We start from the raw sequence: 23,622 nt of genomic DNA on the forward strand, positions 1-23,622 counted from the left end.
TTTGCTACTGCTACATTATTGAAGCAGAGAAATGTCGGCTACGTGCAGGAACTGGTCGCGCAGGTTGCCAAGCAGTGCCAGACGGTTGTTGCGAAGCGCCTGGTCGTCGGCCATGACCATCACGTCTTCGAAGAACTGATCCACGCTCTCGCGCAGGGCAGCCAGTTCAGTCAGAGCCTGTTGGTAGTTACCGGCAGCGAACAGTGGGGCAATGACCGGCGTTACTTCGGCAAGCTTGGCTGCCAGTGCTTTTTCAGCGGCTTCACTCAGCAGCGCATCATTGATGCTGCTTGGCAGTTCACCTTCCACCTTGGCCAGGATGTTGGATACACGCTTGTTGGCGGCGGCAAGTGCTGCGGCCTGCTCCAGGGTGCGGAAGTGGCTTACCGCCAGAATTCGGTCATCAAAATCCGCAGGTCGGGTTGGACGACGGGCCAATACGGCAAGAATAACGTCGGTGCTGATGCCTTTGTCCTGATACCAGGCGCGGAAGCGGCCCATCAGGAACTCAAGCACTTCATCGGCAGCCAAGGCATTGCTGAGGTTGCTACCGTGCAGTTCAACGGCTTTGGCAATCAGGTCAACCAGATCCAGCGGTAGCTTGTTCTCAACTATGATACGCAGCACACCAATGGCAGCACGGCGCAGCGCGAACGGGTCAGCAGCGCCTTTCGGCGCCTGACCGATACCGAAGATGCCAGACAGGGTGTCGAGTTTCTCGGCCAGAGCCACGGCGCAGGAAACACCGGCGCTTGGCACGCTGTCGCCACTGAACTTGGGCTTGTATTGCTCTTCCAGTGCCACAGCAACGGCTTCGGCTTCACCGTCGAGGCGAGCATAGTGCATGCCCATGGTGCCCTGAGTATCGGTAAATTCCATCACCATGTTGGTCATCAGGTCGCACTTTGACAGCAAACCTGCACGGGCGGCGTCTTCGCTGCTGGCGCCAATCTGACCCGCGATAAAGCCAGCGAGGGCAGAGATGCGCTCGGCGCGGTCTTTCAGGGTGCCCAGTTGCTTCTGGAATACTACGGTTTCCAGGCTCGCCAGACGGCTTGCAAGGGTGTGTTTTTTGTCGGTGTTGAAGAAGAATTCGGCGTCGGCCAGACGTGGACGAACCACCTTCTCGTTACCGGCAATGATTTGCGCCGGATCTTTGGACTCGATGTTGGCCACAAAGATGAAGTTTGGCAGCAGCTTGCCGTCGTTTGAGAATACCGGGAAGTACTTCTGGTCACCTTTCATGGTGTACACCAGCGCCTCGGCAGGCACGGCCAGGAACTTCTCTTCAAAGTGGGCGGTGAGTACCACTGGCCATTCAACCAGTGAGGCCACTTCTTCCAGCAGGCTCTCTTCGATGTCGGCGTTGCCACCAATCACAGCAGCGGCTTTCTCGGCGTCGGCCTTGATGAGGGCTTTACGGGCCTGATAGTCGGCGATAACTTTACCGCGCTCTTTCAGGGCGGCCAGGTAGTTGTCGGCATGATCCAGGCTGAAGCTGGACTCGCCCATAAAGCGGTGGCCACGAATAGTGCGGTCAGATTGAATACCCAGCACTTCACCGGCAATCAGTTCGCTGCCAAGCAGCAGGGTAACTGTGTGCACAGGGCGGATAAACTGAGTGCTGTTGCTGCCCCAGCGCATCGGCTTGGGGATAGGCAGCTTATCCAGTGCGCGCTGGGTCATCGCAGGCACCAAAACAGATGTAGGCTCACCGGCGACATTGGCACGATAAACCAGCCATTCGCCTTTGTCAGTGGCCAGACGCTCGGCCTCTGCCACGGTAATGCCGTTACCACGGGCCCAGCCTTCGGCGGCCTTGGTTGGATTACCGTCGGCATCGAAGGCGGACTGCACCGCAGGCCCGCGTTTTTCTACTACCTTGTCTTCCTGCGCGGTTGCCAGCCCCTTAACGTACAGGGCCAGGCGACGTGGGGCGGCATACCATTCGATAGATTCAAATGGCAGTTCAGCCTTGGTCAGCTCCTCGCTGAAGTTGGCTTGAAAGGATTCGGCCAGGGTGCGCAGTGCTTTGGGTGGCAGCTCTTCGGTACCAATTTCGATGAGCAGGTTTTCAAATTTCATTTAATCTTCCTCTTATTTGCACTGCTTATTTGCACATGGGGAAGCCGAGGGCTTCACGGGCCTTGTAGTAGGCTTCGGCAACCGCCTTGGCCATGGTGCGCACACGCAGAATGTAGCGCTGACGCTCGGTCACAGAAATGGCGTGACGGGCATCCAGCAGGTTGAAAGCGTGTGAGGCCTTCATGACTTGCTCGTAAGCGGGCAGAGGCAGAGGAGTTTCCAATGACAACAAATGCTGACAGGCTTTTTCGCATTGGTCGAACATGCCGAACAGGAAGTCCACGTCGGCGTGCTCAAAGTTATAGGTAGATTGTTCAACTTCGTTCTGGTGGAACACATCGCCATAGGTGATGCGGCCCATGGGGCCATCGGTCCAGACCAGATCGTAAACGCTGTCTACGCCCTGGATGTACATGGCCAGACGCTCCAGACCATAGGTGATTTCACCGGTCACTGGGCTGCATTCGATGCCGCCAACTTGCTGGAAGTAGGTAAACTGAGTCACTTCCATGCCGTTGAGCCAGACTTCCCAACCCAGACCCCAGGCGCCCAGTGTTGGCGATTCCCAGTTGTCTTCCACGAAGCGAATGTCGTGGATTTGGGTGTCGATGCCCAAGGCTCGCAGCGAGCCTAAGTAGAGCTCCTGAATGTTGTCAGGGGATGGCTTCAATACGACCTGGAACTGGTAGTAGTGCTGTAGGCGGTTTGGGTTTTCACCGTAGCGACCATCGGTTGGGCGGCGTGAAGGCTGCACATAGGCGCTGCTCATTGGCTCAGGGCCGAGGGCGCGCAGGAAGGTCTGAGGGTGGAAGGTGCCGGCACCGACTTCCATATCCAGTGGTTGGACAATGGCACAGCCTTGCTGAGCCCAGTAATCCTGCAGGGTCAAAATAAAGCCCTGGAATGTCTTTACGTCGTATTTCGTCGTCATGTCTACTGCTGTCAGCTGAAAATAGAAAATGGGTTCGATTATACCTTGTAGATCTGTGGTTATGTAGGCTATTTTTGAGCGAATTTACGGCTAAATAGGGACTTTGAATGGCAGATAACAAAGTGAGATGCGCTTGGGTCAGTGATGATAAGCTGTACCAGCAGTATCACGATGAGGTATGGGGCATGCCGGTTTACGATGCCAAAGAGCTGTTTGCCAAGCTTTGTCTCGATGGTCAGCAGGCCGGCTTATCCTGGATTACCATCCTCAGAAAGCAGGCAAGTTACGAGGCCGCCTTCGCCGATTTTGAACCTGCTATCATAGCCACTTATGACGAGGCTAAGGTTGAAGAGCTGCTGCAAAATCCGGGCATAGTCCGTAACCGGGCCAAGGTGAATTCCATCATTCGCAATGCCCGCGCATATCTGAATTACGTTGATGCCGGCAACGACTTCTCGATGTTCTTGTGGAGCTTTGTCGGTGGTGAACCCAAGGTCAATCGATTTTCGTCCATTTCAGAGGTGCCTGCCCAGACTGCTGAATCCGAAGCCATGTCCAAGGCGCTTAAGAAACTGGGCTTCAATTTCGTTGGTCCCACTATTTGCTATGCCTTTATGCAGGCGGTGGGCATGGTTAACGATCACACCACAGACTGCCATTGCTACCAAAAATATTGATGCAGTGAAATAATTGCCGGCCAATAAAAAAGGTGTTCCACGTGGAACACCTTTTATTTTTCAAAAATCCTCTCCTAAGAGGAAAGGAAGTGCTGGCGCCGGGGTTAGATTTCTTCGAAGAAGAAAGGTTGACGTTGGCGCTTGTCACCGTTGAGCTGATTCATGGATTCCGCATCGTAGAGCTTGCCGTTAACCATGGTGTGAGTGACCTTGTCTGTCACGCGGATATCGGCCAGTGGATCACCGTCGATAACAATAAGGTCAGCGAGCTTACCTGCCTTGATAGACCCTAATTGATGATCCATGGCGAAAGTCTTGGCTGGGTTGATGGTGGCTGTTTTCAGTACTTCCATATTGCTCATGCCACCTTGGGCAAACATCCACATTTCCCAGTGTGCTGCGAGGCCTTCACGCTGACCGTGAGCACCTATGTTCGGGTGCACGCCAACGTTGTTCAGCTCATTGGCGACACGTGCAACGTTGAAGTGGTTGTAGTGGCCTTCTGGTGCAGTAGGGCGGCGCATAGAGCGGGCCTTTAGCACATCGCCTGGTACGAATTTGGACAAACGTGGGTGAGCCCATACGTCAGTTTTATCGTACCAATAATTCTCACCCGAGATACCACCATAGGCGACTACCAGCGTTGGGGTATAGCCAACTTTGGTTTGCCCCCAAAACTGCTTTATATCGTTATAGATGGCTCCAGCAGGCAGTGAGTGTTCTACGGTAGTATGGCCGTCTGCAATCATGGTGAGGTTATGTTGCAGCAAGCTGCCGCCCTCAGGCACAACCATCATTTCCAGCTCGCGTGCGGCGGCAATCACCTGCTGACGCTGGTTACGACGTGGTTGGTTATAGCTCTTTACGCTAAAGGCTCCAACTTTTTTCAGTCGTTCAAGATGGAACTTGGCATCCTCCACAGAGTCGATATGGCTGGTGTAACCGGGCAGATTAGCGCCATAGAGGATGGTACCGGTAGAGAAGATCCGCGGACCAACAATCTTACCGGCTTTTTGCTGCTCGGATGCGGCAAAGATTTCAGTGGTGTCGTTGGATGGGTCGTGGATAGAAGTCACGCCCAGTGACAGTCCGGCAAACAGGTTCCAGTTTTGCTGAGGAATGATTTCATCCTCACCCTGCGCACCGTGGGCGTGGGCATCAAACAGGCCCGGCATCAGGGTCTTGCCACTGATATCGATGCGCTCTGCGCCAGAAGGAATGGCTACGTCTGTCTTACTACCTACAGCGACAATCTTATTGTCTTTGACCAGCACCACACCGTCTTCTATCACCTGATCATTTTCCATGGTGATGACCTTGCCACCAACAAATGCAATGGTTCCACGTGGAACATCGGCCTTTTGCTCGAAGCTGATATTGGTGATGGTTGGCTGAGGTTTTGACTCTGCATCTGCTTTGGGGCTATAGCTGCTATCGATTGGCATTTGATACAGCTCAGGGCCAAGGGTCCAGTACAGCTGATTGCTCTTGCTGTTCCAGCTTAAGCTCTCACCGGCACGAACACTCAGTTGAGTCACAGGTAGGTTGCTGGCCTTGGGGCCAATCTCAATGGTCTCACCATGTTTTGCAAACGGGGTTACCCAAACCTTAAAACGCTCAGCAAATGCTAGTTGCTCACCATCGGGGGAAATGCGGAACTCGGTTGCATGTTTGCTGGTGTAGTGGGTGCGCTTTTCAAAACCATCCAGATTGATAGACGAGAACTGTGGAGTCTCACCGCTTTCCATAAAGTACACCCGGTTACTATCGGCACCAAACTGGGGTTGGAAGCCCAGCGCGCTGATGCGGGTATTTTCTTTGGTCTTCAGGCTCGCCTTATAGATACCAGGGTCGTTTGACCAGGTCGTCGGAGTGATATAACCACCGCTGGCTTTACGGTAGACCAGCAGTTCGCCGGTGGGTGAGAAGACCGGTTCAACATACTTGCCAGGCACCTGAGTAATAGTGGTTGTCTTACGATTACCGAGGTTAATTACCAATACGGAACCCTGATCCTTATCGGTCCAAGTGGTAAAGGCCAATTGCTTGCCATCCCGTGACCAGGTTGGGTACAGCTCAGAAATACCGTCATCCAGCTTGGTCAGACGGGTCACTTTGCCTTCGGGTAAGGATTTAAGCCAGAGTTTGCCCAGGGCTTCATAGACTACATGTTTACCGTCGGGTGAAACCTGTGCCATGCGCAGCATTTTCACATCGAAGTTATCGTGGTCAAGGTTTTGGGTGTATCGAACCGAGGGCTGCACATCCAGTTGTGTTTTCACGTGGAAGGGCACTTCGGTAACTTTTTTGCTGGATACGTTTAGACGTTGGATCTTGCCCTTGGCCCAAAACAGAATATCGTTGCTGCTTTTATCCCAGGCCATGGTGGGGTAAACACCGTGAATGGCCCAGGTTTCCTGCATGTCACGATCCAGCTCGCCATACAGTTTTTCTTTGGCACCAGAAGCCAGGTCCAATGAATAGAGAGTGGATTGGAATCCATCGCGCTTGATAAAGGCGAGCTTTTTGCCATCCGGGCTGGGTGTAGGGCGTATTGCACCACCTGTACCCTCGATCAACACTTCAATCTCACCGGTTTGGGTGTCGTAGCGTTTGATTTTGTAGATACCAGCCACAGAATCTTTGGAGTAGTGGAAGGTTTTTCCGGGCGTTGCATCCTGACTGAAATAGATATAACGGCCGTCGGGTGAGTATGCGGGCTCACCCAGGTCCTTCTGGTCATTGGGGCGTTCAGTTAGCTGAACACCTTCGCCACCACTGATGTGGTAGAGCCACACCTCACCGGCACCCAGACTGCGACTGGCGGTAAAGTGCTTGCGACCAACCAGATACTGCGAATCAGGGCTCCAGGCTGGACTGTTAATCAGGCGGAAAGTTTCTTTGGTGACTGCGCGTGGGTTTTTACCGTCGGCATCCATGACCCAGAGGTTGTCACCGCCATCCTGATCCGAGGTAAAGGCAATGTATTTACCATCTGGGCTGTAAACTGGCTGCATCTGCCAGGCTATGCCACTGGCAAGCACTTCAGCTTCACCGCCCTTGGCTGGGATACGGTAGATATCACCCAAGAGGTCAAACACTATGTATTTACCATCAGGGCTTAGGCTCAGGTTCATCCATGTGCCTTCGTTTACATCGACACTGACTTTTTCGAGGGGAGCATTGGTAGGGGCGTTTACTTGCCAGGTTTCTGCTTCGTTGGCGGCATAGGTTGCAGGAGCAAAAGCCAATGCCACCGCAATCATGGTTGGGTGCAGACGGGTCTTGAACATCTGGGTTTCCTAATCGTTATAGTTATTGAGATAAAGACTGAATCATGCAGGCTAGTCCTTAGCGCACGTCAGGTTGTTATCTCATAAATCCCGGATCAGGAAAACCTCATTTCTGTTTCAAATAATAATCTTCAAGGACACGGCTAGAGGCCCTTTTTAATCAGGTATCGATAGGGTGTCACTGACGTATCACTGGCGAGTAGTGTATGGTCCATAAACTCGCAAAAGCTTGGAATGTCTCTGGTGGTAGCAGGATCATCAGCGATAATCAGCAGGGTTTCGCCATCAGCCATGTGTCGCACTGTTTTGCGTACCATCATTACGGGTTCCGGGCAGCGTAGTCCCAGAGCGTCGAGTTGTTTATCGGCTTCGGCAAAAATATTGTTCATAAGAGATCTAGAAAAGAGAGCAATGGTCATTGGGGCAAATTTTACTCCAGTCATAGCAGCAACGCCAAGCTAACACTGGATTATGCGGTATCACGCAAAGTCGATGTTCCACGTGGAACAGCTGACGAGAGTGTAAAAAGTCATTTCAACTTTTTGGACAGTGTTCATAATCTCAGCAATATTCCACCTAAAGTGTTCAATCTCACCCCGTACGCAATTCCATGAATAAGCAAATAACCATTTGATAGTTGCGGACATCAGTTTGATTGCTAGTGTTGCTCGCCATACAAGCAATACACATTCAGCAGACTATGGAGTGGTGATAAGGCAATGTCATTTAAAAAGGGGATTTGGTATGGGCTGCTGTGCATCGGCTTGTTGCCGCTGGTCATTGCGGGGGTTGTATCGGAACAGCTTGCCGAGCGGGCATTGAAAGCCCAGGTATATAACAAGTTGGAAGCTGTCAGGCAGCTGAAGGAAAACCAGCTGACAGAGTACTTTGCCGATAACAGAGCCGATCTTAAGATGCTGGCTGCCGCCATGGTGGATATGGTGAGCTTCAGTGATGGCTCGTCTTTGAAAACTATTACCCATGCACACGAGGACTACTTCACCCAGCTGGTGAAAGAGTATGGTTACTATGATGTGTTTGTCATAGACCCGGATGGTGACCTGGCATACAGCTACGCAAAGGAAGCCGACTATGGTTCAAATCTTATCTCCGGGCCATTTAAAGAGACAAACCTCGCGGATCTATTCAGAAGTGTATTATCAAGCCAACAGATTGAAATGGTTGATTTTATGCCTTACACGCCCAGCGGGGGCAAACCGGCAGCTTTCATCGGGATGCCGGTTGTTTATCATGGCCAACTATTAGCCGTGGTAGCGCTTCAGCTGTCGATTGATCGTATAAATCAGCTAATGAGTCAAAGAGCGGGAATGGGGGAAACGGGAGAAAGTTATCTGGTCGGTAACGACTATCGCATGCGTTCTAACTCGTTTCTGGACCCCATAAGACGCTCAGTGATTGCCAGCTTTAGCGGTTCTGTGGATGAAAACGGCATCAACACAGTCGCATCCAGAAAGGCGCTCAACGGTGAAAGTGGCATGGAAGTCATAACCGACTACCAGGATAATTTAGTCCTGTCAGCGTTCAGGCCAATCAGTCCCGATTTTGCAGGTAAAATTCGCTGGGCTCTGATTGTGGAAATCGATGAGGCAGAAGCGCTGGAATCTGTTGTGGCTATTAAAAATAGCCTGTGGATAGTATTGGGGATTTCTGTGTTGGTGGTGGTTGGTTTTGCACGACTGATCCTGCGTTCGGTATTACGTCCTTTAGGGGGCGAGCCGGCTGTTATGCAGCACATTTCAGAGCGAGTGGCAGGCGGTGATTTGGCCATTGATTTTTGCCAGTCCGAAAAGACAGGTGTTTATCTTGCCATGGAAACCATGTCCCACAATCTGAGAGAATTGGTCTCACGGATTGTAGGTATCACCGAGCAGCTTTCTGCCGCATCGGAGCAAACCCGCGTTGCAAGTGAAGAAACCAATCAAAGCTTGTTCCAACAACAAGCTAATATTGAACGGGTTTCGGCGTCTATAAATGAGATGACGGCGACTATCGCTGACGTGGCCCACAATGCGCGTCAGGTCGCTGACTCGACTCAGGCGGCCTACGGTTTGTCGCAAATCGCCGATAAACAGGTGCGCAGCAACATAGGCACAATCAACGGCCTGGCATCGGCGATTACCGAGGCAACCAATGTCATTCGCAGTGTTGAATTGCAAAGTCAGGGGATAAGCAAGGTGCTGGAGGTGATCCGTGGCATTGCAGACCAAACCAATTTGCTCGCCCTTAACGCTGCAATTGAGGCTGCCCGCGCAGGAGAACAGGGGCGTGGTTTTGCCGTTGTTGCAGATGAGGTACGGCAGCTGGCTCAAAAGACAGCACAATCGACCCGTGACATTGAAGAGATGATTGCTTTGTTGCAGCAGGGCACACAAAACGCCGTTGGGGTAATGGGGGAAAGTACAGTGCATCTTCAGCAAACTGTCGACAGCGCCGAATGTACCGCCGAAGCCATTCGTAACACGCACATAGAGATAGAATCTATCGCAGCCAATGCTGAACAAATTGCCACGGCGGCCTCTCAGCAAACCCTGGCCGCAGAGGAAATCAGTCAAAGTCTGGCCGTAATAAGCGATGCCGCATCTGTGAATGCGGCCAGCTCTGAGCAGACAGCCGTGGCCTCAACGCAACTCAGCGAGCTTGCCTTGGATTTAAAGAGCATTACTGGCCGCTTTAACATCTGATGCTGTTTCACGTGAAACAAAAAGCCGACCCAAAGGTCGGCTTTTTTATTTGGTTTTGGTGGTGTTAAACACGTTCAAACACAGTGGCTATGCCTTGACCCAAACCGATACACATAGTTGCCAGGCCCAGAGTGGCGTCCTTGTGTTCCATCAGGTTGATCAGGGTGGTGGAGATACGGGCTCCGGAGCAGCCCAGAGGGTGACCCAATGCAATTGCACCACCATTGAGGTTCACCTTGTCTTCCACCACATCCATTAGCCCCAAGTCTTTCACGCATGGCAGAGATTGGGCGGCAAAGGCTTCGTTCAGCTCAATCACATCCATGTCCTGAATGCTGAGACCGGCACGAGCCAGTGCTTTCTGGGTTGCGGGCACTGGGCCATAACCCATGATAGCGGCGTCACAACCGGCTACGGCCATGGAGCGAACCCGGGCTCGAATCGTCAGACCCAAGGCGCGGGCTTTTTCTTCTTCCATCACCAACATGGCTGCGGCGCCGTCCGACAGGGCTGAAGACGTACCTGCGGTCACGGTTCCATTGGCAGGATCGAATACAGGGCGCAGACCAGCCAGAGATTCAAGCGTAGTTTCCGGACGGATAACTTCGTCGTAATCCACCTTGATAAGGGCGCCGTTGGCATCGTGGCCTTCAATGGCATATATCTCGTTAGCGAAGCGGCCTTCAATGGATGCAGCATGGGCGCGCTGATGTGAGCGCACAGCAAACTGGTCCTGCATTTCACGGCTGATACCGTGCAGCTTACCCAGCATTTCGGCAGTCAGGCCCATCATACCTGAGGCCTTGGCTACATTGGCAGCGAGGCCAGGGTGGAAGTCCACACCGTGGTTCATAGGTACATGACCCATGTGCTCGACACCACCGATGATAAAGGTGTCACCCATACCTGTCATGATGGCACGGGAAGCCTGATGCAGGGCTTCCATGGAAGAACCACAGAGGCGGTTAACTGTCACAGCACCGGCAGTTTTAGGCACTCCAGCCAGCAGTGAAGCGTTGCGGGCTATGTTAAAGCCTTGCTCCAGCGTTTGCTGAACACAGCCCCAAATCACATCTTCAATGGTGTTTGGGTCAACGCCGGGGTTACGCAGCAACAGGGCTTTCATCAACTCGGCAGACAGTGTCTCGGCGCGAACATTACGGAATACACCACCCTTGGAACGGCCCATGGGAGTGCGGATGCAATCTACGATAACGGCTTGTTTCATTTTGATAATCCTTCCCTAATCAGGCCTTTGGATAGTAGCTGCCATTGTTACTGGCAAGTTCGCGCATGGCGTCGGTCACCTGATACAGGCCGCCCAGATGGGCGTATTTGTCGGCCAGAGCCACAAAGTTGGCCACGCCCATGGTATCCAGATAGCGGAATACGCCACCGCGGAATGGCGGGAAGCCAAGGCCATACACCAGCCCCATATCGGCTTCGGCCGGGCTGGCAACAATGCCTTCTTCAAGGCAGCGTACCGTTTCAATGATCATGGGGATCATGGTGCGGGCAATAATTTCATCGGCCTCGAAGGCTTTCTGAGCACCAAAGGCTTCGGCAAGCATGGTGTAAGAGGCTGGGTCTACGTCTTTCTTCGGCTTGCCACGTTTATCGATACTGTACTGGTAGAAGCCCTTACCGTTCTTCTGACCGAGGCGACCGGCTTCGTACATCACATCAATGGCATCTTTATCTGACTTGCCCATGCGGTCAGGGAAACCATCCGCCATTACGGCCTGGGCGTGGTGGCCGGTGTCCAGACCAACAACGTCCAGCAGGTAGGCAGGACCCATTGGCCAGCCAAACTGCTTTTCCATTACCTTGTCGATGGCTGCGAAGTCGCCGCCATCGGCCAACAGACCATTGAAGCCAGCAAAGTAAGGGAAGAGTACACGGTTAACGAAGAAGCCCGGGCAGTCGTTTACCACTATGGGGGTTTTGCCCATCTTGCTGGCATAAGCCACCACTGAGGCAACGGTTTCTTCGCTGGTATCTTTACCACGGATTACCTCAACCAGCGGCATCTTGTGTACCGGGTTAAAGAAGTGCATACCGCAGAAACGGGCAGGGTTTTTAAGGCTCTTCGCCAGTAAGTCGATGGAGATGGTGGAAGTGTTGGAAGCGATAATGGCATCGTCGGCCACCACATTTTCCACATCGGCAAGCACCATGGCTTTAACCTTGGGATTTTCCACCACAGCTTCTACAACAACGTTCACGTCTTTTAGTGGCGCATAGTCCAGAGCCGGGGTGATGTTATTGAGTACCTTCGCCATTTTGTCTGGCGTTGAGCGGCCTCGGGCAACCTGGGCGCTGAGCAGCTTGGCGGCTTCGTTCACACCCAAATCCAGTGCGGCCTGATTGATGTCTTTCATGACGATAGGTGTGCCCTTGCTGGCGCTTTGGTAGGCAATACCACCACCCATGATACCGGCGCCCAATACGGCGGCGTGCTTGATATCCTTGGCCAGTTTGGAGGCCTTTTTCGCCTTGCCTTTTACCAACTGGTCGTTGAGGAAAATACCGATAAGCGCAGTGGCTACATCGGTTTTAGCCAGCTTGATAAAGGCATTGTGCTCAACCACCAGAGCTTCGGCGCGGCTCATACCGGCAGCTTGCTCAACCACTGACACAGCCGCCATGGGCGCAGGGTAGTGCTTGCCGGCAACGGCATACACCATGCCTTTGGCGGTGGTGAAAGACATCATGGCTTCGAGTTTTGGCAGCGTCAGCGGTGCCTGTTTGCGGGCGCGGCGGGCTTGCCAGTCGAGCTTGCCGGCGAGGGCATCGTTGAGCATCTGAATTGCTGCTGCTTCCAGATTTTCGGGGGCGACTACCGCATCAATTGCCCCCACTTTAAGGGCATCTTCGGGGCGCTGATCTTTACCTGTGGTGATCCACTCCAGTGCGTTATCGGCACCAATCAGGCGCGGCAGGCGCACGGTGCCACCAAAACCGGGGATGAGGCCGAGCTTGGTTTCTGGCAGGCCTATCTTGGCGCTGGTATCGGCAACACGGAAATCGGTGGCCAGAATTGCTTCACAGCCGCCGCCCAGTGCGAATCCTTTGATGGCGGATACCGTTGGGAAAGGCAAGTCTTCGAGTTTGTTAAATACTACGTTGGCCTGGGCAATCCACTCCATCAGCTTGGCGTCTTCTTCGGCGAAGAGGGCCAAAAACTCGGTGATGTCGGCGCCAACGATAAAGGTGTCTTTACCAGAGGTCAGAACAGCGGCCTTGGCATCTGAGTCTTTGAGAACATCGAGTGCGGCATTGAGAGAGGCGAGGGTTTCACGATCGAACTTGTTGACCGAGCCGGGAGCGTTGAAACAGAGCCGGGCAATCTTGTCAGCGGTCAATTCGACCTGGATTGTAGGACTTTGGTAGATCATGTGCTTGCTTTCCTTTTGGTCAGGAATCCATCTGGCGACGGACTCTCCTTATCACAGCAAATGCGGCCATCATTTGACCATTTGCTGCCCAGTGTGCGTCCAAAAAACAAAAATTACAACACCCAATTAAAACGATCGTTTAATTGTTTGGCGGCTAGGGCGCTTTTTGGCCTTTGTGATACACTGCACAGCACACAGAATAGTTCGCCAAGACGGTGTTTGGGATGTGGTTTTTCAAAAATTCCGTCAGGTGTCGTACATCGCAGACAGGATAATTCACATGGAAAATTTGGCCCCGCTGTACGTCAATCACATCAATGAACAAAACCGCCGGGTGGCCGATGTGTTGGCCCGGGAACAACTTGAAGGCCTGGCCATTCATTCAGGCCAATATCACCGTCAGTTTTTGGATGACATCAACTATCCCTTTAAGGCAAATCCGCATTTCAAGGCCTGGCTGCCGGTGCTGGATATTCCCAACTGCTGGATACTAACCAATGGGCGTGATAAGCCTGTGTTGGTGTTCTATCGCCCTGTGGATTTCTGGCATAAGGTCAGCGATGTGCCCGAGAGTTTCTGGACCGAGCATTTTGAAATTAAGCTGCTGACTAAGGCAGAGAAGGTGGCGGATTTGCTGCCAAAGAACCTCGATACCTGGGCTTATATTGGTGAACATCTGGATGTGGCCGACGTGCTGGGCTTCAAGAATCGCAATCCCGATGGAGTGATGAACTACTTCCATTGGCACAGAAGCTTCAAGACAGACTATGAGCTTGCCTGTATGCGTGAGGCAAACCGAGTCGCGGTGGCAGGCCATAATGCTGCGAGAGAAGCCTTCTACAAGGGCGCCAGTGAGTTTGAAATACAGCAGCAATATTTGTCGGCCATAGGTCAGGGCGAGAATGACGTGCCTTACGGCAACATCATTGCTCTGAACCAAAATGCGGCCATCCTGCACTACACCGCGCTGGAGCACGCGGCGCCTGCCAACCGGCATTCGTTTTTAATCGATGCAGGCGCTTCTTTTAATGGCTACGCCGCAGACATAACCCGCACCTATGCATTTGAAAAAAATGTGTTTGATGAGCTTATCAAGGCAATGGACAAGATGCAGCGGGAGCTGGTGGACATGATGCGTCCCGGTGTGCGCTTTACCGATCTGCATCTGGCTACACATCACAAATTGGCTCAGCTGCTGCTGGAGTTTGGTATCGCCAGGGGCGAGGCCAGCGACTTGGTGGAGCAGGGGGTGACCAGTGTGTTCTTCCCTCATGGGCTTGGGCATATGTTGGGCTTACAGGTGCACGATGTGGCTGGGTTTGCCCATGATGAGCGTGGCACCCATTTGGCTGCGCCAGAGCGTCATCCCTTCCTGCGCTGTACCCGAGTTCTTGCGCCACGCCATGTGCTGACCATAGAGCCTGGTTTTTACATCATCGACAGTCTGTTGACCGAACTGAAGGCCGATGGCCGGGCTGAAGCAGTGAACTGGGACATGGTAAATACACTGCGTCCCTTTGGCGGCATACGTATTGAGGATAACGTGATTGTGCATCAGGAGCGCAACGAGAATATGACCCGGGATCTGGGGCTTAACTGACAGTGGCTGAGAAGTACCCTATTCCAGCAGGTGAGCTGGTATTTGAAGAAGAAATCAAAGCCAGCCGATTTATTACCCTGCTGGATCACTGTGACTCAGAATTAAGATTGAAGTCAGTACTCACTGACGTGAAAGTGCGTTATCCAGGGGCCAGTCACTATTGTTGGGCCTATATTGCCGCTGCGCCGGACAACAGTATTGCCATAGGTTCCAGCGATGATGGTGAACCCGCAGGCAGTGCAGGCCGGCCCATGTTGGCAACCCTCCAAGGCTCAGGGCTGGGCGAAGTGCTGGCCATTGTTGTGCGTTATTACGGCGGTACCAAGTTGGGTGTGGGTGGTTTGGTGCGGGCCTATACCTCGGGCATCAAAAAAGCGTTGCCCACTCTGGAAACCCGATTAAGGGAGCTTAAGTACCCGTCGTCACTCAGTTGTGATTATGCCCAGCTTGCGGATATCGAATACCTGCTGGGCAAGCACGGCGCTGATATCTGCAGTCGTGACTTTTCCGGTGCTGTTAGCCTCAGTTTTGTGCTGGCAAAAGACAAGCTGACGTCCTTGAATCAGGATCTGGCGACCCTAAGCGCCGGACAAATTCAGGTGGCATTTACCCAACTCGCATAAAATGCCTGCAACAAACACGGCTATATTTTGATGACCGTGAATGAGTGCCAGTGAAGGGGAATTGTGCGACAATCCCTCAATTACTCAAAAAGCGCCCGGCATCAAGGGAATACCAGACCGCTCCATGCAATACAGAACAATAATAAGGATCACCGGCCTGTTGATGGGGTTGTTTTCCATCACCATGTTGCCACCGGCGCTGGTCGCTATCTATTACAAAGATGGCGGCGGTACTGCATTTATTCAGGCCTTTGTGGTGAGTCTGATCCTGGGCTTTATTTTTTGGTATCCCAATCGCAAGCATAAGTCGGAGCTGCGCACCCGCGAAGGCTTCCTGATTGTGGTGCTGTTCTGGACGGTTCTGGGGTCTATCGGTGCTTTGCCATTTATTTTCTCATCCACACCGGATTTAAGCTGGACCGATTCCTTCTTTGAGTCTTTTTCGGCGCTCACCACCACGGGAGCGACCGTGATTGTGGGGCTCGACAGCCTGCCCAAGGCAATTCTGTTCTACAGGCACTTGCTGCAGTGGTTGGGGGGGATGGGGATCATCGTGCTCGCGGTAGCCATCTTACCCGTGCTTGGTATCGGTGGCATGCAGTTGTACCGCGCCGAAATTCCCGGTCCGGTCAAAGACAGCAAAATGACTCCGCGCATCGCCGAGACCGCCAAGGCGCTTTGGTACATTTACCTGCTACTTACCATTGCCTGTGCCACAGCCTACTGGGCCGCGGGCATGTCAGTATTTGATGCGATTTGCCACTCGTTCTCCACCATTGCCATCGGTGGTTTCTCTACCCACGATGCCAGTATGGGGTATTTCGATAGTCCGACCATCAATATGATTTGTGTCGTATTTTTGATTATTGCCGCAGTGAATTTCAGTGTGCACTTTGCCGCCATGAGCCGCAGGGGCATCAACCTCAGGGTGTATTTCCGTGACACCGAATTCAAGATTCTGGTCGCGATTCAGCTGCTATTAACCGCCATCTGTTTTGCGACGCTCTACCATTCAGGAATTTACGACTCGCCGGAAGAAACCTTCGATTACGCGCTGTTTCAGGCGGTGTCTATTTCCACGACTGCAGGTTTCGGCACCGAGAGTTTCCACCTATGGCCGCTGTTTTTGCCCATGTTGCTGATTTTTTCAAGCTTTATTGGTGGCTGTGGTGGCTCTACCGCAGGGGGGATCAAGGTTATTCGGGTCGTACTTCTGCTGCTGCAGGGAAGTCGGGAACTGAAACGCCTTATCCACCCCAGAGCCATGTTTTCTATCCGCATCGGCAAAACCGCGCTGCCGGATCGGGTCGTGGACGCTGTGTGGGGTTTTTTCTCGGCGTACGCCCTGGTATTCGTTATCTGTATGCTGATATTGATGGCCATGGGGCTGGATGACATTACCGCCTTCAGTGCCACGGCTGCCTGTCTGAATAACCTTGGCCCGGGTCTGGGTGAAGTGGCCAGCAACTATGCCAGTATAGGTGATGGCGCCAAGTGGGTACTGGTCGTGGCCATGTTGTTTGGGCGGCTCGAAATCTTTACCCTGTTGGTGCTTTTTACCCCCACTTTCTGGAGAACCTGATGACCCATACCTTGATCCTCTATTCCACCGTGGACGGCCAGACCCGCAAAATATGTGAGCGCATCAAGGCACGCTGTGAGGCGGCAGGCGAGCAGGTCACAATGGCGGATATCGCTGAGGCAGATGCCCTGCTTGAGACGGCGGATAAGGTATTGGTGGGGGCCAGCATACGTTACGGTAAACACAGGCCTGCATTGTTTGAGTTTGCCACCAGGTATGGCGCTGTGCTGGGCACAAAAATAAACGGTTTTTTTACCGTGAACGTGGTTGCGCGAAAGCCTGAGAAGAACACCCCTGCAACTAACCCCTATATGCAGAAGTTTTTGCAGCTATCCCAATGGCAGCCACAGCAGTTAGGCGTATTTGCCGGTAAGATTGATTATCCCCGTTACGGCTTATTTGACCGTACCATGATCCGCTTTATCATGTGGATCACCAAGGGCCCCACAGATATAAAGGGCACCTTCGAGTTTACCGACTGGGACAAGGTTGACGGCTTTGCCGACACTTTTGCTGCCCGCAAAGCACCTTAAAACCAAAGCCGCTTAAACGCTGCAATAGCGTTGGTGCAGGATTGAGATAATTTCAGTGACCTGTTCGTTTTTGAGCTTGTAGTAGACCAGCTGCGAGCTCTTGCGGGTATCAACCAGATCTTCAGCCCTGAGTACGGCCAGATGCTGAGACAGCGCCGATTGGCTCAAGGGCACTATTTCATTGAGCTCGGTAACGCTCATCTCATTGTCCAGCAGCAGACACAGGATCATCAGCCGATAAGGATTGGCAATGGCTTTGAGCCACTTGGCTGCGGATTCTGCGTTACCTACCATGGCATTTACATCAATATTCGGTTGCATTTACGGCTCTCAGCGACACTTTTGATTAGATGATTCTAATTGAGTGTCGCTGCCAAGGCAATTTCCAGCACCATAAGTGTGACCCCTTTGGCAATTGCGTATTTATGATGCCCGTTTGTGAGCCAGGAAGGCGACAGCCAGTGACTGGCTTGCCACAATGATGCCATTGCCCAACCTGGAGCCAGAGAAATGCCACAGACTCAGCAGCGTCAACATTTGCTTATTTATTTCTCCCGCGGTGGTCACACCCGAAAGATTTCTGAGGCAATTGCGGCCCGATTAAAGGCATGTGGGCATGGTTGTACTTTAATGTCGGTAAGCGATGCACTGCAAAATCCGCCGGATTGGGAAGCGTTTGACGTGGTCGCGCTGGGTGCCTGTGTCCTCTATGGCTCGTATGACAAGTCAGTATTTGAGTTGGTCGACCGGTATGGCGGGGTGCTCTCCAGCAAGGTATCCAGTTTTTACTGTGTCAACGTTGTCGCCAGGAATCCGGAAAAACGTATTCCTGAAAACAACAAGTATCTGCAGAAGTTTCTGGCCCTGTCGCCCTGGCAGCCCGGGGATTTGAAAATTATTGCGGGGAAGGTGGATTATCCGGCCTGGCCCTGGTACGACGCTTTGATGATCCGTCTTATCATGAAGATGACCAATGGCCCGACCGACCCCAAGGCGGTCATAGACTACACAGACTGGCAGGATGTCGACGCCTATGCCGACCATCTGGCAATGCTGAAATAAGCGGGTCAGTAGTGCCAGAACTTGGGGTGGAAGAGCACGGCAACCGTGAGGATCTCCAGCCGCCCCAATAACATACCCAACGAGAGGGCCCACTTGGCACTGTCGGGCAGGCTGGCAAAGTTACCCGCCGGGCCTATCACGGGTCCAAGCCCCGGGCCGACATTGGTGACCGCCGTGATGGCACCGGTGAGACTCGACATGGGGTCGACACCCACGGCCACCAAAAACACTGCCAACGCGACCGTCACCCCCATAAACAGCAGGATAAAGGTCACCAGGGAACGAATAATATCTTCGCTGATGGGGCGGTTGTTGTAACGCTCGCGGAAAATCCCCGCAGGATGTATTTGCTGCTTTAATTGCTCGCGCATGATGGCGCCGGCGATTTGAAAGCGGAAGATTTTAATCCCGCCAGAGGTAGAACCAGAGCAGGCGCCCACAAACATCAAAAACAAAAATGCCACATTGGCCAGTGGCCCCCAGCTTCCATAATCGGTAAGGCCATAGCCGGTGGTAGTAACCACAGAGACTACGTTAAAGCTGGTCAGACGCAGGGCATCCATAAAGGCGAGATCTTTCACATCGGCCAGCCAGAAACTGAGCGCAACACTGACCAGAGCCACAAACAGCAAAAAGCCTTTCACCTGGGCATCATTCCATACCGTCAGGCTGCGGCCACGCAGCATCTGCACAAAGATAAGTAAAGGCAAACCGCCTGCCAGCATAAAGCTGGTGCCTACCCAGTGTGCAGCCGGGCTGAAATGTGCCATGGACTCGTCTGATGTTGAATAGCCGCCTGTGGAGAGGGTGGTCATGGCGTGGTTAATGGCCTCAAACCAATCCATGCCCGCCAGGTGATAGCCGAGGCCGCAAAGTATGGTCAGCAGGATGTAAACCAGAAACAAATTCTTGGCCATGTCCTGGGTGCGAGGTGTGGACTTGTCGCTCCAGTCCGATGACTCAGTGCGAAACAGCCGCATGCCACCTACGTTCAAAAAAGGCAGTACGGCCACCGCCATCACGATAAAGCCAATTCCCCCCAGCCATTGCAGCAAAGAGCGCCAAATCAGGATGCTGCGGTCCATGCTATCCAAGCCCGACAGCACGGTCGAACCCGTGGTGGTGATACCCGACATGGTTTCGAAGAAGGCATCGGTATAGTTAATACCGTGATACAGGGTAAAAGGCATGGCCGCGAACAGGCTGACCACCAACCAGGTGATACTGGTCAGTAAAAACATGTCGCGAATATTGAGTTTGATATTTTTCTGCTGGCCGCTGCTGATACAGAAACTGGCGGCTGCCCCTGTGGCCAGAGAAGAAATCATAAAGGCGCCGGAAGTCTCATCCCCATGCAACAAGGCAAACAGCAGAGGGATAAGCATAAAGCCCGCCAACATCGACAAAAAAGTGCCGAGTATAAAGAGCAGCGGTCTTAGGTTCAGCATGGTTAGAAGAAGAAAGCGCTGGGTTGGAACAACCGTTCGACCTCGCCGATAAATTTCTTGTTTACCAGGAAGAGGATCACATGGTCGCCCTGTTCGATCACGGTTTTATCGTGGGCCATCAGCACTTCATCATTGCGAACAATGGCGCCAATGGTGGTGCCCGGCGGCAAGCGGATTTCCCCGATTTGTTTGCCTACTACCTTAGACGTGCTGGGATCTCCGTGGGCGATTGCCTCGATAGCCTCGGCGGCGCCGCGGCGCAGGGAGTATACGTTACAGATATCGCCCTGACGGATATGGGTCAGCAGTGCAGAAATGGTGGCTTGCTGCGGCGAAATCGCGATATCGATATTGGCTTCCTGAACGATATCCACATAGGCTTCACGCTGAATAAGCACCATCACTTTTTTAGCGCCCATGCGTTTTGCCAGTAGCGCCGACATGATGTTGGCTTCATCGTCGTTGGTGACGGCAATGAAGACGTCGGTCTGATCGATATGCTCTTCGAGCAACAGCTCCTGATCCGAGGCATCACCGCAAAAAACAGTGGTATTTTGTAGCTTCTCTGACAGGGCCTCGGCACGCTCTGCCTTGTGCTCAATCAGTTTTACCGAGTGATTGCGCTCGAGCTTTTTCGCCAGCCCAAGACCAATATTGCCACCACCGGCAATCATGATGTTGCGATAGCTGTTATCGAGCTTTTGCATTTCACTCATTACCGCGCGGATATGGCGACTGTCGGCCACAAAGAAGACTTCATCGTCCGCCTCTATAATGGTGGTACCCCGGGGCATGATGGGTCGTCCCTGGCGGAAAATAGCGGCAACACGGGTATCAATATTGGGCATGTGTTCCCGCAATGCGGCCAGGGCATTACCCACCAAGGGCCCGCCGTAGTAAGCCCTTACTGCCACCAGACTCAGCTTGCCTTCGGCAAACTCCAACACCTGCAGGGCTCCCGGATATTCCACCAGTCGCTGAATATAGGACGTCACCAATTGCTCGGGGGCAATCAGTTCGTCAATGACGAAGCCGCCGCGGGTGCGGTTATCGGAGTTTTTGGTTTCACTGTCGATAAACAGCCGCTCCTGCATGTGCAGATACTGCTCAGAGCGGATACGGGCAATCTTGGTGGGGGTACCAAACAGGGTGTAGGCAATCTGGCAGGCCGACATATTGCACTCGTCGCTGTTGGTCACGGCAATCAGCATGTCAGCATCTTCGGCGCCGGCTTCGCGCAGCACGTCCGGGTGAGCACCATGACCGACGACTACCCGCAGATCGTACTTGTCCTGCAGGCTGCGCAGTTTGTTTTTATCGCTGTCGACTATGGTGATGTCGTTGTTTTCACCCACCAGGTTTTCTGCGAGGGTGCCCCCGACTTGACCTGCGCCCAAGATGATAATTTTCATGGCGTTTGCCTAAATCCCTAAACCAGCGCTTTTTTCAGGCGGGCGTAATAAAACCCGTCCATGTCGTCCTGTCCCGGCAGGATTTGCCAGCCAATATCGTTATTGTTTGCCTGATTGGGCAGGGTTTCCAGGGTCGCATCTGGGGTGCGTTCGAGGAAAGCCTTGATCTGCTCACGGTTTTCTTCAGGCAAAATAGAACAGGTTGCGTACAGCAGTGTGCCACCAGGCTTAAGCCACTGCCAGCAGTTGTCGAGAATTTGCTGCTGAAGTTTGGCAAGCTCGGCAATGTCGTTGTTTTGTCTGAGCCATTTGATGTCCGGATGGCGGCGGATGACGCCAGTCGCAGAGCAGGGCGCATCCAGCAGGATGCGGTCAAACTTGCCGCCCTGCCACCAACTGCCGATATCCCCGGCATCGCCGTGAATGACCCTGGCATCAAGTTTGAGTCGCTCGAGGTTTTGTGACACCCGCTCGAGGCGTTTCTGGTCGAAATCTACGGCGACCAGCTCGATGTCGGCAAGCTCCAGCAGATGACAGCTTTTACCGCCGGGCGCCGCACAGGCATCCAGTACCAGTTCTCCATCTCGGGGGGCCAGCAGGCTTGCGGCCCACTGGGCTGCGCCGTCCTGCACCGAACTGGCGCCATCGGCAAAATGCGGCAGGCGGGCAACGTCGGTGGCAAATTCGAGGCAAATGGCATCTTCACCCGGACCCGCAACGGCACTTACCTCAGCATCGCTAAGCGCCTGCAAATACGCATCACGGCTCTGGTGGCGGCGGTTGTTTCTAAGCCACATGGGTGGACGTTGGTGTGACGCCTCTATGATGTTTTCCCAGGTTTCCGGGTAGGCGTCTTTCAGGCGACGGATTATCCAGGCCGGAAAGTTATACTTCAAGGTGTCGTTGGACTCATCCAAAGGCGGCACCTGACGCTGAATATTGCGCAGCACCCCGTTGACCACCTTTACCAGACTCTCGAAGCCGAGGGCGCGACAGCCTTCGGCGGTTTCGGAAATGGCGGCGTGGGCCGGCACCCGGGTGAAATACAGCTGATAGGCACCCACCAATAGCAGCTGGTGGACAACACGCTGTTTGCCCTTGAGGGGCTTTTGCATATAACCACTGACCAGCTTGTCGAGCTGAGGCAGGCTGCGCATGACGCCATAACAGATTTCAGCAAGCAGAGCCTTGTCTTTTCCGTCACGAAGCCAAAGTTGCTGGGTAGGCAAAGCCACCGACAGAGACACGCCACGCTCCAGCACATCGAAAATCGCCTTGGCGGCGAGGGCTCGGATATTCATTACTCACTTGCCTCTGGGCTTGCCAGCAGGGTGCCGGGAGTGAACCAGTCACCACGGCTATTGAGGATGTCGGCCACGTCCATCGGCTTTTTACCGGGCAGCTGCATTTTATGAATGCGCAGCATGCCATCGGCAGTAGCGATGTCTATGCCTTGTTTACCTGCGGCAACTATGGTGCCGGACGCCTTGGTGCTGGGTTCAGCCAGCACACTTGTCTGCCATACCTTGATGGTCTGTCCCTGATGCTCAAAATAGCTCACCGGCCAGGGGTTAAAGGCACGTACTTCCTGCCACAGATTTTTGGCGGGCTTGGCAAAATCGAGACGTGCCTCTTCTTTGCTGAGCTTCTCAGCATAGTTGGCCAGTGCTTCGTCCTGCTTTTCGGCGCTCAAGGTGCCTTCACTGAGGGCGGCGAGGGCGTCCAACAGTGCCGCCGGGCCTTGACCGGCCAGTTTTTCATACAGGCTGGCGGAGGTGTCGTCATCTTCGATGGGTAGATGGGTTTTCAGCAGCATATCGCCGGTATCCAGACCCACATCCATTTGCATGATGGTGACTCCGGTCTCGGTGTCACCGGCCCACAGGGCGCGTTGAATTGGTGCCGCGCCGCGCCAGCGCGGCAGAATGGAGCCGTGAACATTGATGCAGCCGAGGCGTGGAGTATCCAGCACCACCTTGGGCAGGATCAGGCCATAGGCCACCACCACCATGATGTCGGCACCGAGGGCCGCCAGTTCCTGCTGCGCTTCTTCTTTGCGAAGAGATTTAGGCTGATAAACAGGGATCTGGTGTTCAAGCGCCAGTGACTTCACCGGGCTGGGTGTGAGTTTTTGCCCCCGTCCGGCGGGACGGTCGGGTTGGGTGTAGACGGCTATGACTTCATGCTCAGATGTCAGCAGGGCCTGCAGGTGGCGGGCAGCAAAATCCGGCGTGCCAGCAAAGATGATTTTCAGTGGCTTCAAAACGATTCCTGAA

The 23,622-nt window shown here is 53.4% G+C and carries 18 protein-coding genes; 7 read left to right on the top strand and 11 right to left on the bottom strand.

Annotation, left to right across the window (positions count from 1 at the left end; genetic code table 11):
• Positions 1–15: 15 nt before the first annotated feature.
• Both glyS and glyQ read right to left on the bottom strand, forming a co-directional pair.
• Entirely contained in the window at positions 16–2,085 is a 2,070-nt protein-coding gene (gene glyS / locus SAMA_RS00115) for a glycine--tRNA ligase subunit beta (RefSeq protein ID WP_011758148.1), read from the bottom strand.
• Between the two features lie 25 nt (positions 2,086–2,110).
• A complete protein-coding gene (glyQ, locus tag SAMA_RS00120; RefSeq protein WP_011758149.1) occupies positions 2,111–3,016 on the bottom strand; it encodes a glycine--tRNA ligase subunit alpha in 906 nt (301 codons plus the stop codon).
• 107 nt (positions 3,017–3,123) lie between these two features.
• Here glyQ and SAMA_RS00125 point away from each other — a divergent pair, with 107 nt between their 5' ends.
• Entirely contained in the window at positions 3,124–3,693 is a 570-nt protein-coding gene (locus SAMA_RS00125) for a DNA-3-methyladenine glycosylase I (protein WP_011758150.1), read from the top strand.
• 104 nt (positions 3,694–3,797) lie between these two features.
• On the opposite strand, the gene SAMA_RS00130 is transcribed toward SAMA_RS00125, so the two are convergent.
• A complete protein-coding gene (locus SAMA_RS00130; RefSeq protein ID WP_011758151.1) occupies positions 3,798–6,986 on the bottom strand; it encodes an amidohydrolase family protein in 3,189 nt (1,062 codons plus the stop codon).
• Positions 6,987–7,129: 143 nt separating this feature from the next.
• Positions 7,130–7,375, bottom strand: coding sequence for a sulfurtransferase TusA (gene tusA / locus SAMA_RS00135; RefSeq protein ID WP_041409551.1), 246 nt, complete (start codon positions 7,373–7,375; stop codon positions 7,130–7,132).
• A 330-nt stretch (positions 7,376–7,705) separates the two neighbouring features.
• On the opposite strand from tusA, the gene SAMA_RS00140 reads away from it, so the two are divergent.
• Positions 7,706–9,688: a methyl-accepting chemotaxis protein gene (locus SAMA_RS00140; protein ID WP_011758153.1), complete on the top strand. Its 1,983-nt coding sequence runs from the start codon at positions 7,706–7,708 to the stop codon at positions 9,686–9,688.
• A 64-nt stretch (positions 9,689–9,752) separates the two neighbouring features.
• On the opposite strand, the gene fadA is transcribed toward SAMA_RS00140, so the two are convergent.
• On the bottom strand, positions 9,753–10,916 hold the full coding sequence (gene fadA, locus SAMA_RS00145) for an acetyl-CoA C-acyltransferase FadA (RefSeq protein ID WP_011758154.1): 1,164 nt from the start codon (positions 10,914–10,916) through the stop codon (positions 9,753–9,755).
• A 19-nt stretch (positions 10,917–10,935) separates the two neighbouring features.
• Positions 10,936–13,086, bottom strand: coding sequence for a fatty acid oxidation complex subunit alpha FadB (fadB, locus tag SAMA_RS00150; RefSeq protein WP_011758155.1), 2,151 nt, complete (start codon positions 13,084–13,086; stop codon positions 10,936–10,938).
• A 280-nt stretch (positions 13,087–13,366) separates the two neighbouring features.
• On the opposite strand from fadB, the gene pepQ reads away from it, so the two are divergent.
• From pepQ to hemG (SAMA_RS00170), 4 genes are all read left to right on the top strand, one after another.
• Entirely contained in the window at positions 13,367–14,686 is a 1,320-nt protein-coding gene (pepQ, locus tag SAMA_RS00155; RefSeq protein ID WP_011758156.1) for a Xaa-Pro dipeptidase, read from the top strand.
• A 2-nt stretch (positions 14,687–14,688) separates the two neighbouring features.
• The gene (locus SAMA_RS00160) at positions 14,689–15,309 is read left to right on the top strand and encodes a YigZ family protein (protein WP_011758157.1); all 621 of its coding nucleotides are present in this window, start codon (positions 14,689–14,691) and stop codon (positions 15,307–15,309) included.
• Positions 15,310–15,433: 124 nt separating this feature from the next.
• The gene (locus tag SAMA_RS00165) at positions 15,434–16,891 is read left to right on the top strand and encodes a TrkH family potassium uptake protein (protein ID WP_011758158.1); all 1,458 of its coding nucleotides are present in this window, start codon (positions 15,434–15,436) and stop codon (positions 16,889–16,891) included.
• Positions 16,891–17,424 carry a menaquinone-dependent protoporphyrinogen IX dehydrogenase gene (hemG, locus tag SAMA_RS00170; RefSeq protein ID WP_011758159.1) on the top strand — a complete coding sequence of 178 codons (534 nt, stop codon included), beginning with the start codon at positions 16,891–16,893 and terminating at the stop codon, positions 17,422–17,424. The genes SAMA_RS00165 and hemG (SAMA_RS00170) overlap by 1 nt, the downstream gene beginning before the upstream one ends.
• Positions 17,425–17,436: 12 nt before the next feature.
• Here hemG (SAMA_RS00170) and SAMA_RS00175 read toward each other — a convergent pair whose 3' ends face one another.
• Positions 17,437–17,745 (bottom strand): ArsR/SmtB family transcription factor, encoded by a 309-nt coding sequence (locus SAMA_RS00175; protein ID WP_011758160.1) that lies wholly within the window; start codon positions 17,743–17,745, stop codon positions 17,437–17,439.
• A 189-nt stretch (positions 17,746–17,934) separates the two neighbouring features.
• On the opposite strand from SAMA_RS00175, the gene hemG (SAMA_RS00180) reads away from it, so the two are divergent.
• Positions 17,935–18,486, top strand: coding sequence for a menaquinone-dependent protoporphyrinogen IX dehydrogenase (hemG, locus tag SAMA_RS00180; RefSeq protein WP_011758161.1), 552 nt, complete (start codon positions 17,935–17,937; stop codon positions 18,484–18,486).
• A gap of 5 nt (positions 18,487–18,491) precedes the next feature.
• Here the strand turns inward: hemG (SAMA_RS00180) and SAMA_RS00185 are convergent, their stop codons facing one another.
• Genes SAMA_RS00185 through fmt form a run of 4 tightly spaced genes read right to left on the bottom strand, consistent with a single transcriptional unit; the run spans position 18,492 to position 23,609 of the window.
• Positions 18,492–19,934: a TrkH family potassium uptake protein gene (locus SAMA_RS00185; RefSeq protein WP_011758162.1), complete on the bottom strand. Its 1,443-nt coding sequence runs from the start codon at positions 19,932–19,934 to the stop codon at positions 18,492–18,494.
• A 2-nt stretch (positions 19,935–19,936) separates the two neighbouring features.
• Positions 19,937–21,346: a Trk system potassium transporter TrkA gene (gene trkA / locus SAMA_RS00190; RefSeq protein WP_011758163.1), complete on the bottom strand. Its 1,410-nt coding sequence runs from the start codon at positions 21,344–21,346 to the stop codon at positions 19,937–19,939.
• A gap of 17 nt (positions 21,347–21,363) precedes the next feature.
• On the bottom strand, positions 21,364–22,647 hold the full coding sequence (rsmB, locus tag SAMA_RS00195; RefSeq protein ID WP_011758164.1) for a 16S rRNA (cytosine(967)-C(5))-methyltransferase RsmB: 1,284 nt from the start codon (positions 22,645–22,647) through the stop codon (positions 21,364–21,366).
• Positions 22,647–23,609: a methionyl-tRNA formyltransferase gene (fmt, locus tag SAMA_RS00200; RefSeq protein ID WP_011758165.1), complete on the bottom strand. Its 963-nt coding sequence runs from the start codon at positions 23,607–23,609 to the stop codon at positions 22,647–22,649. The genes rsmB and fmt overlap by 1 nt, the downstream gene beginning before the upstream one ends.
• Between the last annotated feature and the right edge of the window lie 13 nt (positions 23,610–23,622).

The sequence above is a fragment of the Shewanella amazonensis SB2B genome, assembly GCF_000015245.1.
Taxonomy (GTDB): Bacteria; Pseudomonadota; Gammaproteobacteria; order Enterobacterales; family Shewanellaceae; genus Shewanella; species Shewanella amazonensis.

Bases quoted from the DNA above. Each gene is read 5' to 3' on its own strand.
- glyS (WP_011758148.1), bottom strand. From the start codon at position 2,085: ATGAAATTTGAAAACCTGCTCATCGAAATTGGTACCGAAGAGCTGCCA.
- glyQ (WP_011758149.1), bottom strand. From the start codon at position 3,016: ATGACGACGAAATACGACGTAAAGACATTCCAGGGCTTTATTTTGACC.
- SAMA_RS00125 (WP_011758150.1), top strand. From the start codon at position 3,124: ATGGCAGATAACAAAGTGAGATGCGCTTGGGTCAGTGATGATAAGCTG.
- SAMA_RS00130 (WP_011758151.1), bottom strand. From the start codon at position 6,986: ATGTTCAAGACCCGTCTGCACCCAACCATGATTGCGGTGGCATTGGCT.
- tusA (WP_041409551.1), bottom strand. From the start codon at position 7,375: ATGAACAATATTTTTGCCGAAGCCGATAAACAACTCGACGCTCTGGGA.
- SAMA_RS00140 (WP_011758153.1), top strand. From the start codon at position 7,706: ATGTCATTTAAAAAGGGGATTTGGTATGGGCTGCTGTGCATCGGCTTG.
- fadA (WP_011758154.1), bottom strand. From the start codon at position 10,916: ATGAAACAAGCCGTTATCGTAGATTGCATCCGCACTCCCATGGGCCGT.
- fadB (WP_011758155.1), bottom strand. From the start codon at position 13,086: ATGATCTACCAAAGTCCTACAATCCAGGTCGAATTGACCGCTGACAAG.
- pepQ (WP_011758156.1), top strand. From the start codon at position 13,367: ATGGAAAATTTGGCCCCGCTGTACGTCAATCACATCAATGAACAAAAC.
- SAMA_RS00165 (WP_011758158.1), top strand. From the start codon at position 15,434: ATGCAATACAGAACAATAATAAGGATCACCGGCCTGTTGATGGGGTTG.
- hemG (WP_011758159.1), top strand. From the start codon at position 16,891: ATGACCCATACCTTGATCCTCTATTCCACCGTGGACGGCCAGACCCGC.
- SAMA_RS00175 (WP_011758160.1), bottom strand. From the start codon at position 17,745: ATGCAACCGAATATTGATGTAAATGCCATGGTAGGTAACGCAGAATCC.
- hemG (WP_011758161.1), top strand. From the start codon at position 17,935: ATGCCACAGACTCAGCAGCGTCAACATTTGCTTATTTATTTCTCCCGC.
- SAMA_RS00185 (WP_011758162.1), bottom strand. From the start codon at position 19,934: ATGCTGAACCTAAGACCGCTGCTCTTTATACTCGGCACTTTTTTGTCG.
- trkA (WP_011758163.1), bottom strand. From the start codon at position 21,346: ATGAAAATTATCATCTTGGGCGCAGGTCAAGTCGGGGGCACCCTCGCA.
- rsmB (WP_011758164.1), bottom strand. From the start codon at position 22,647: ATGAATATCCGAGCCCTCGCCGCCAAGGCGATTTTCGATGTGCTGGAG.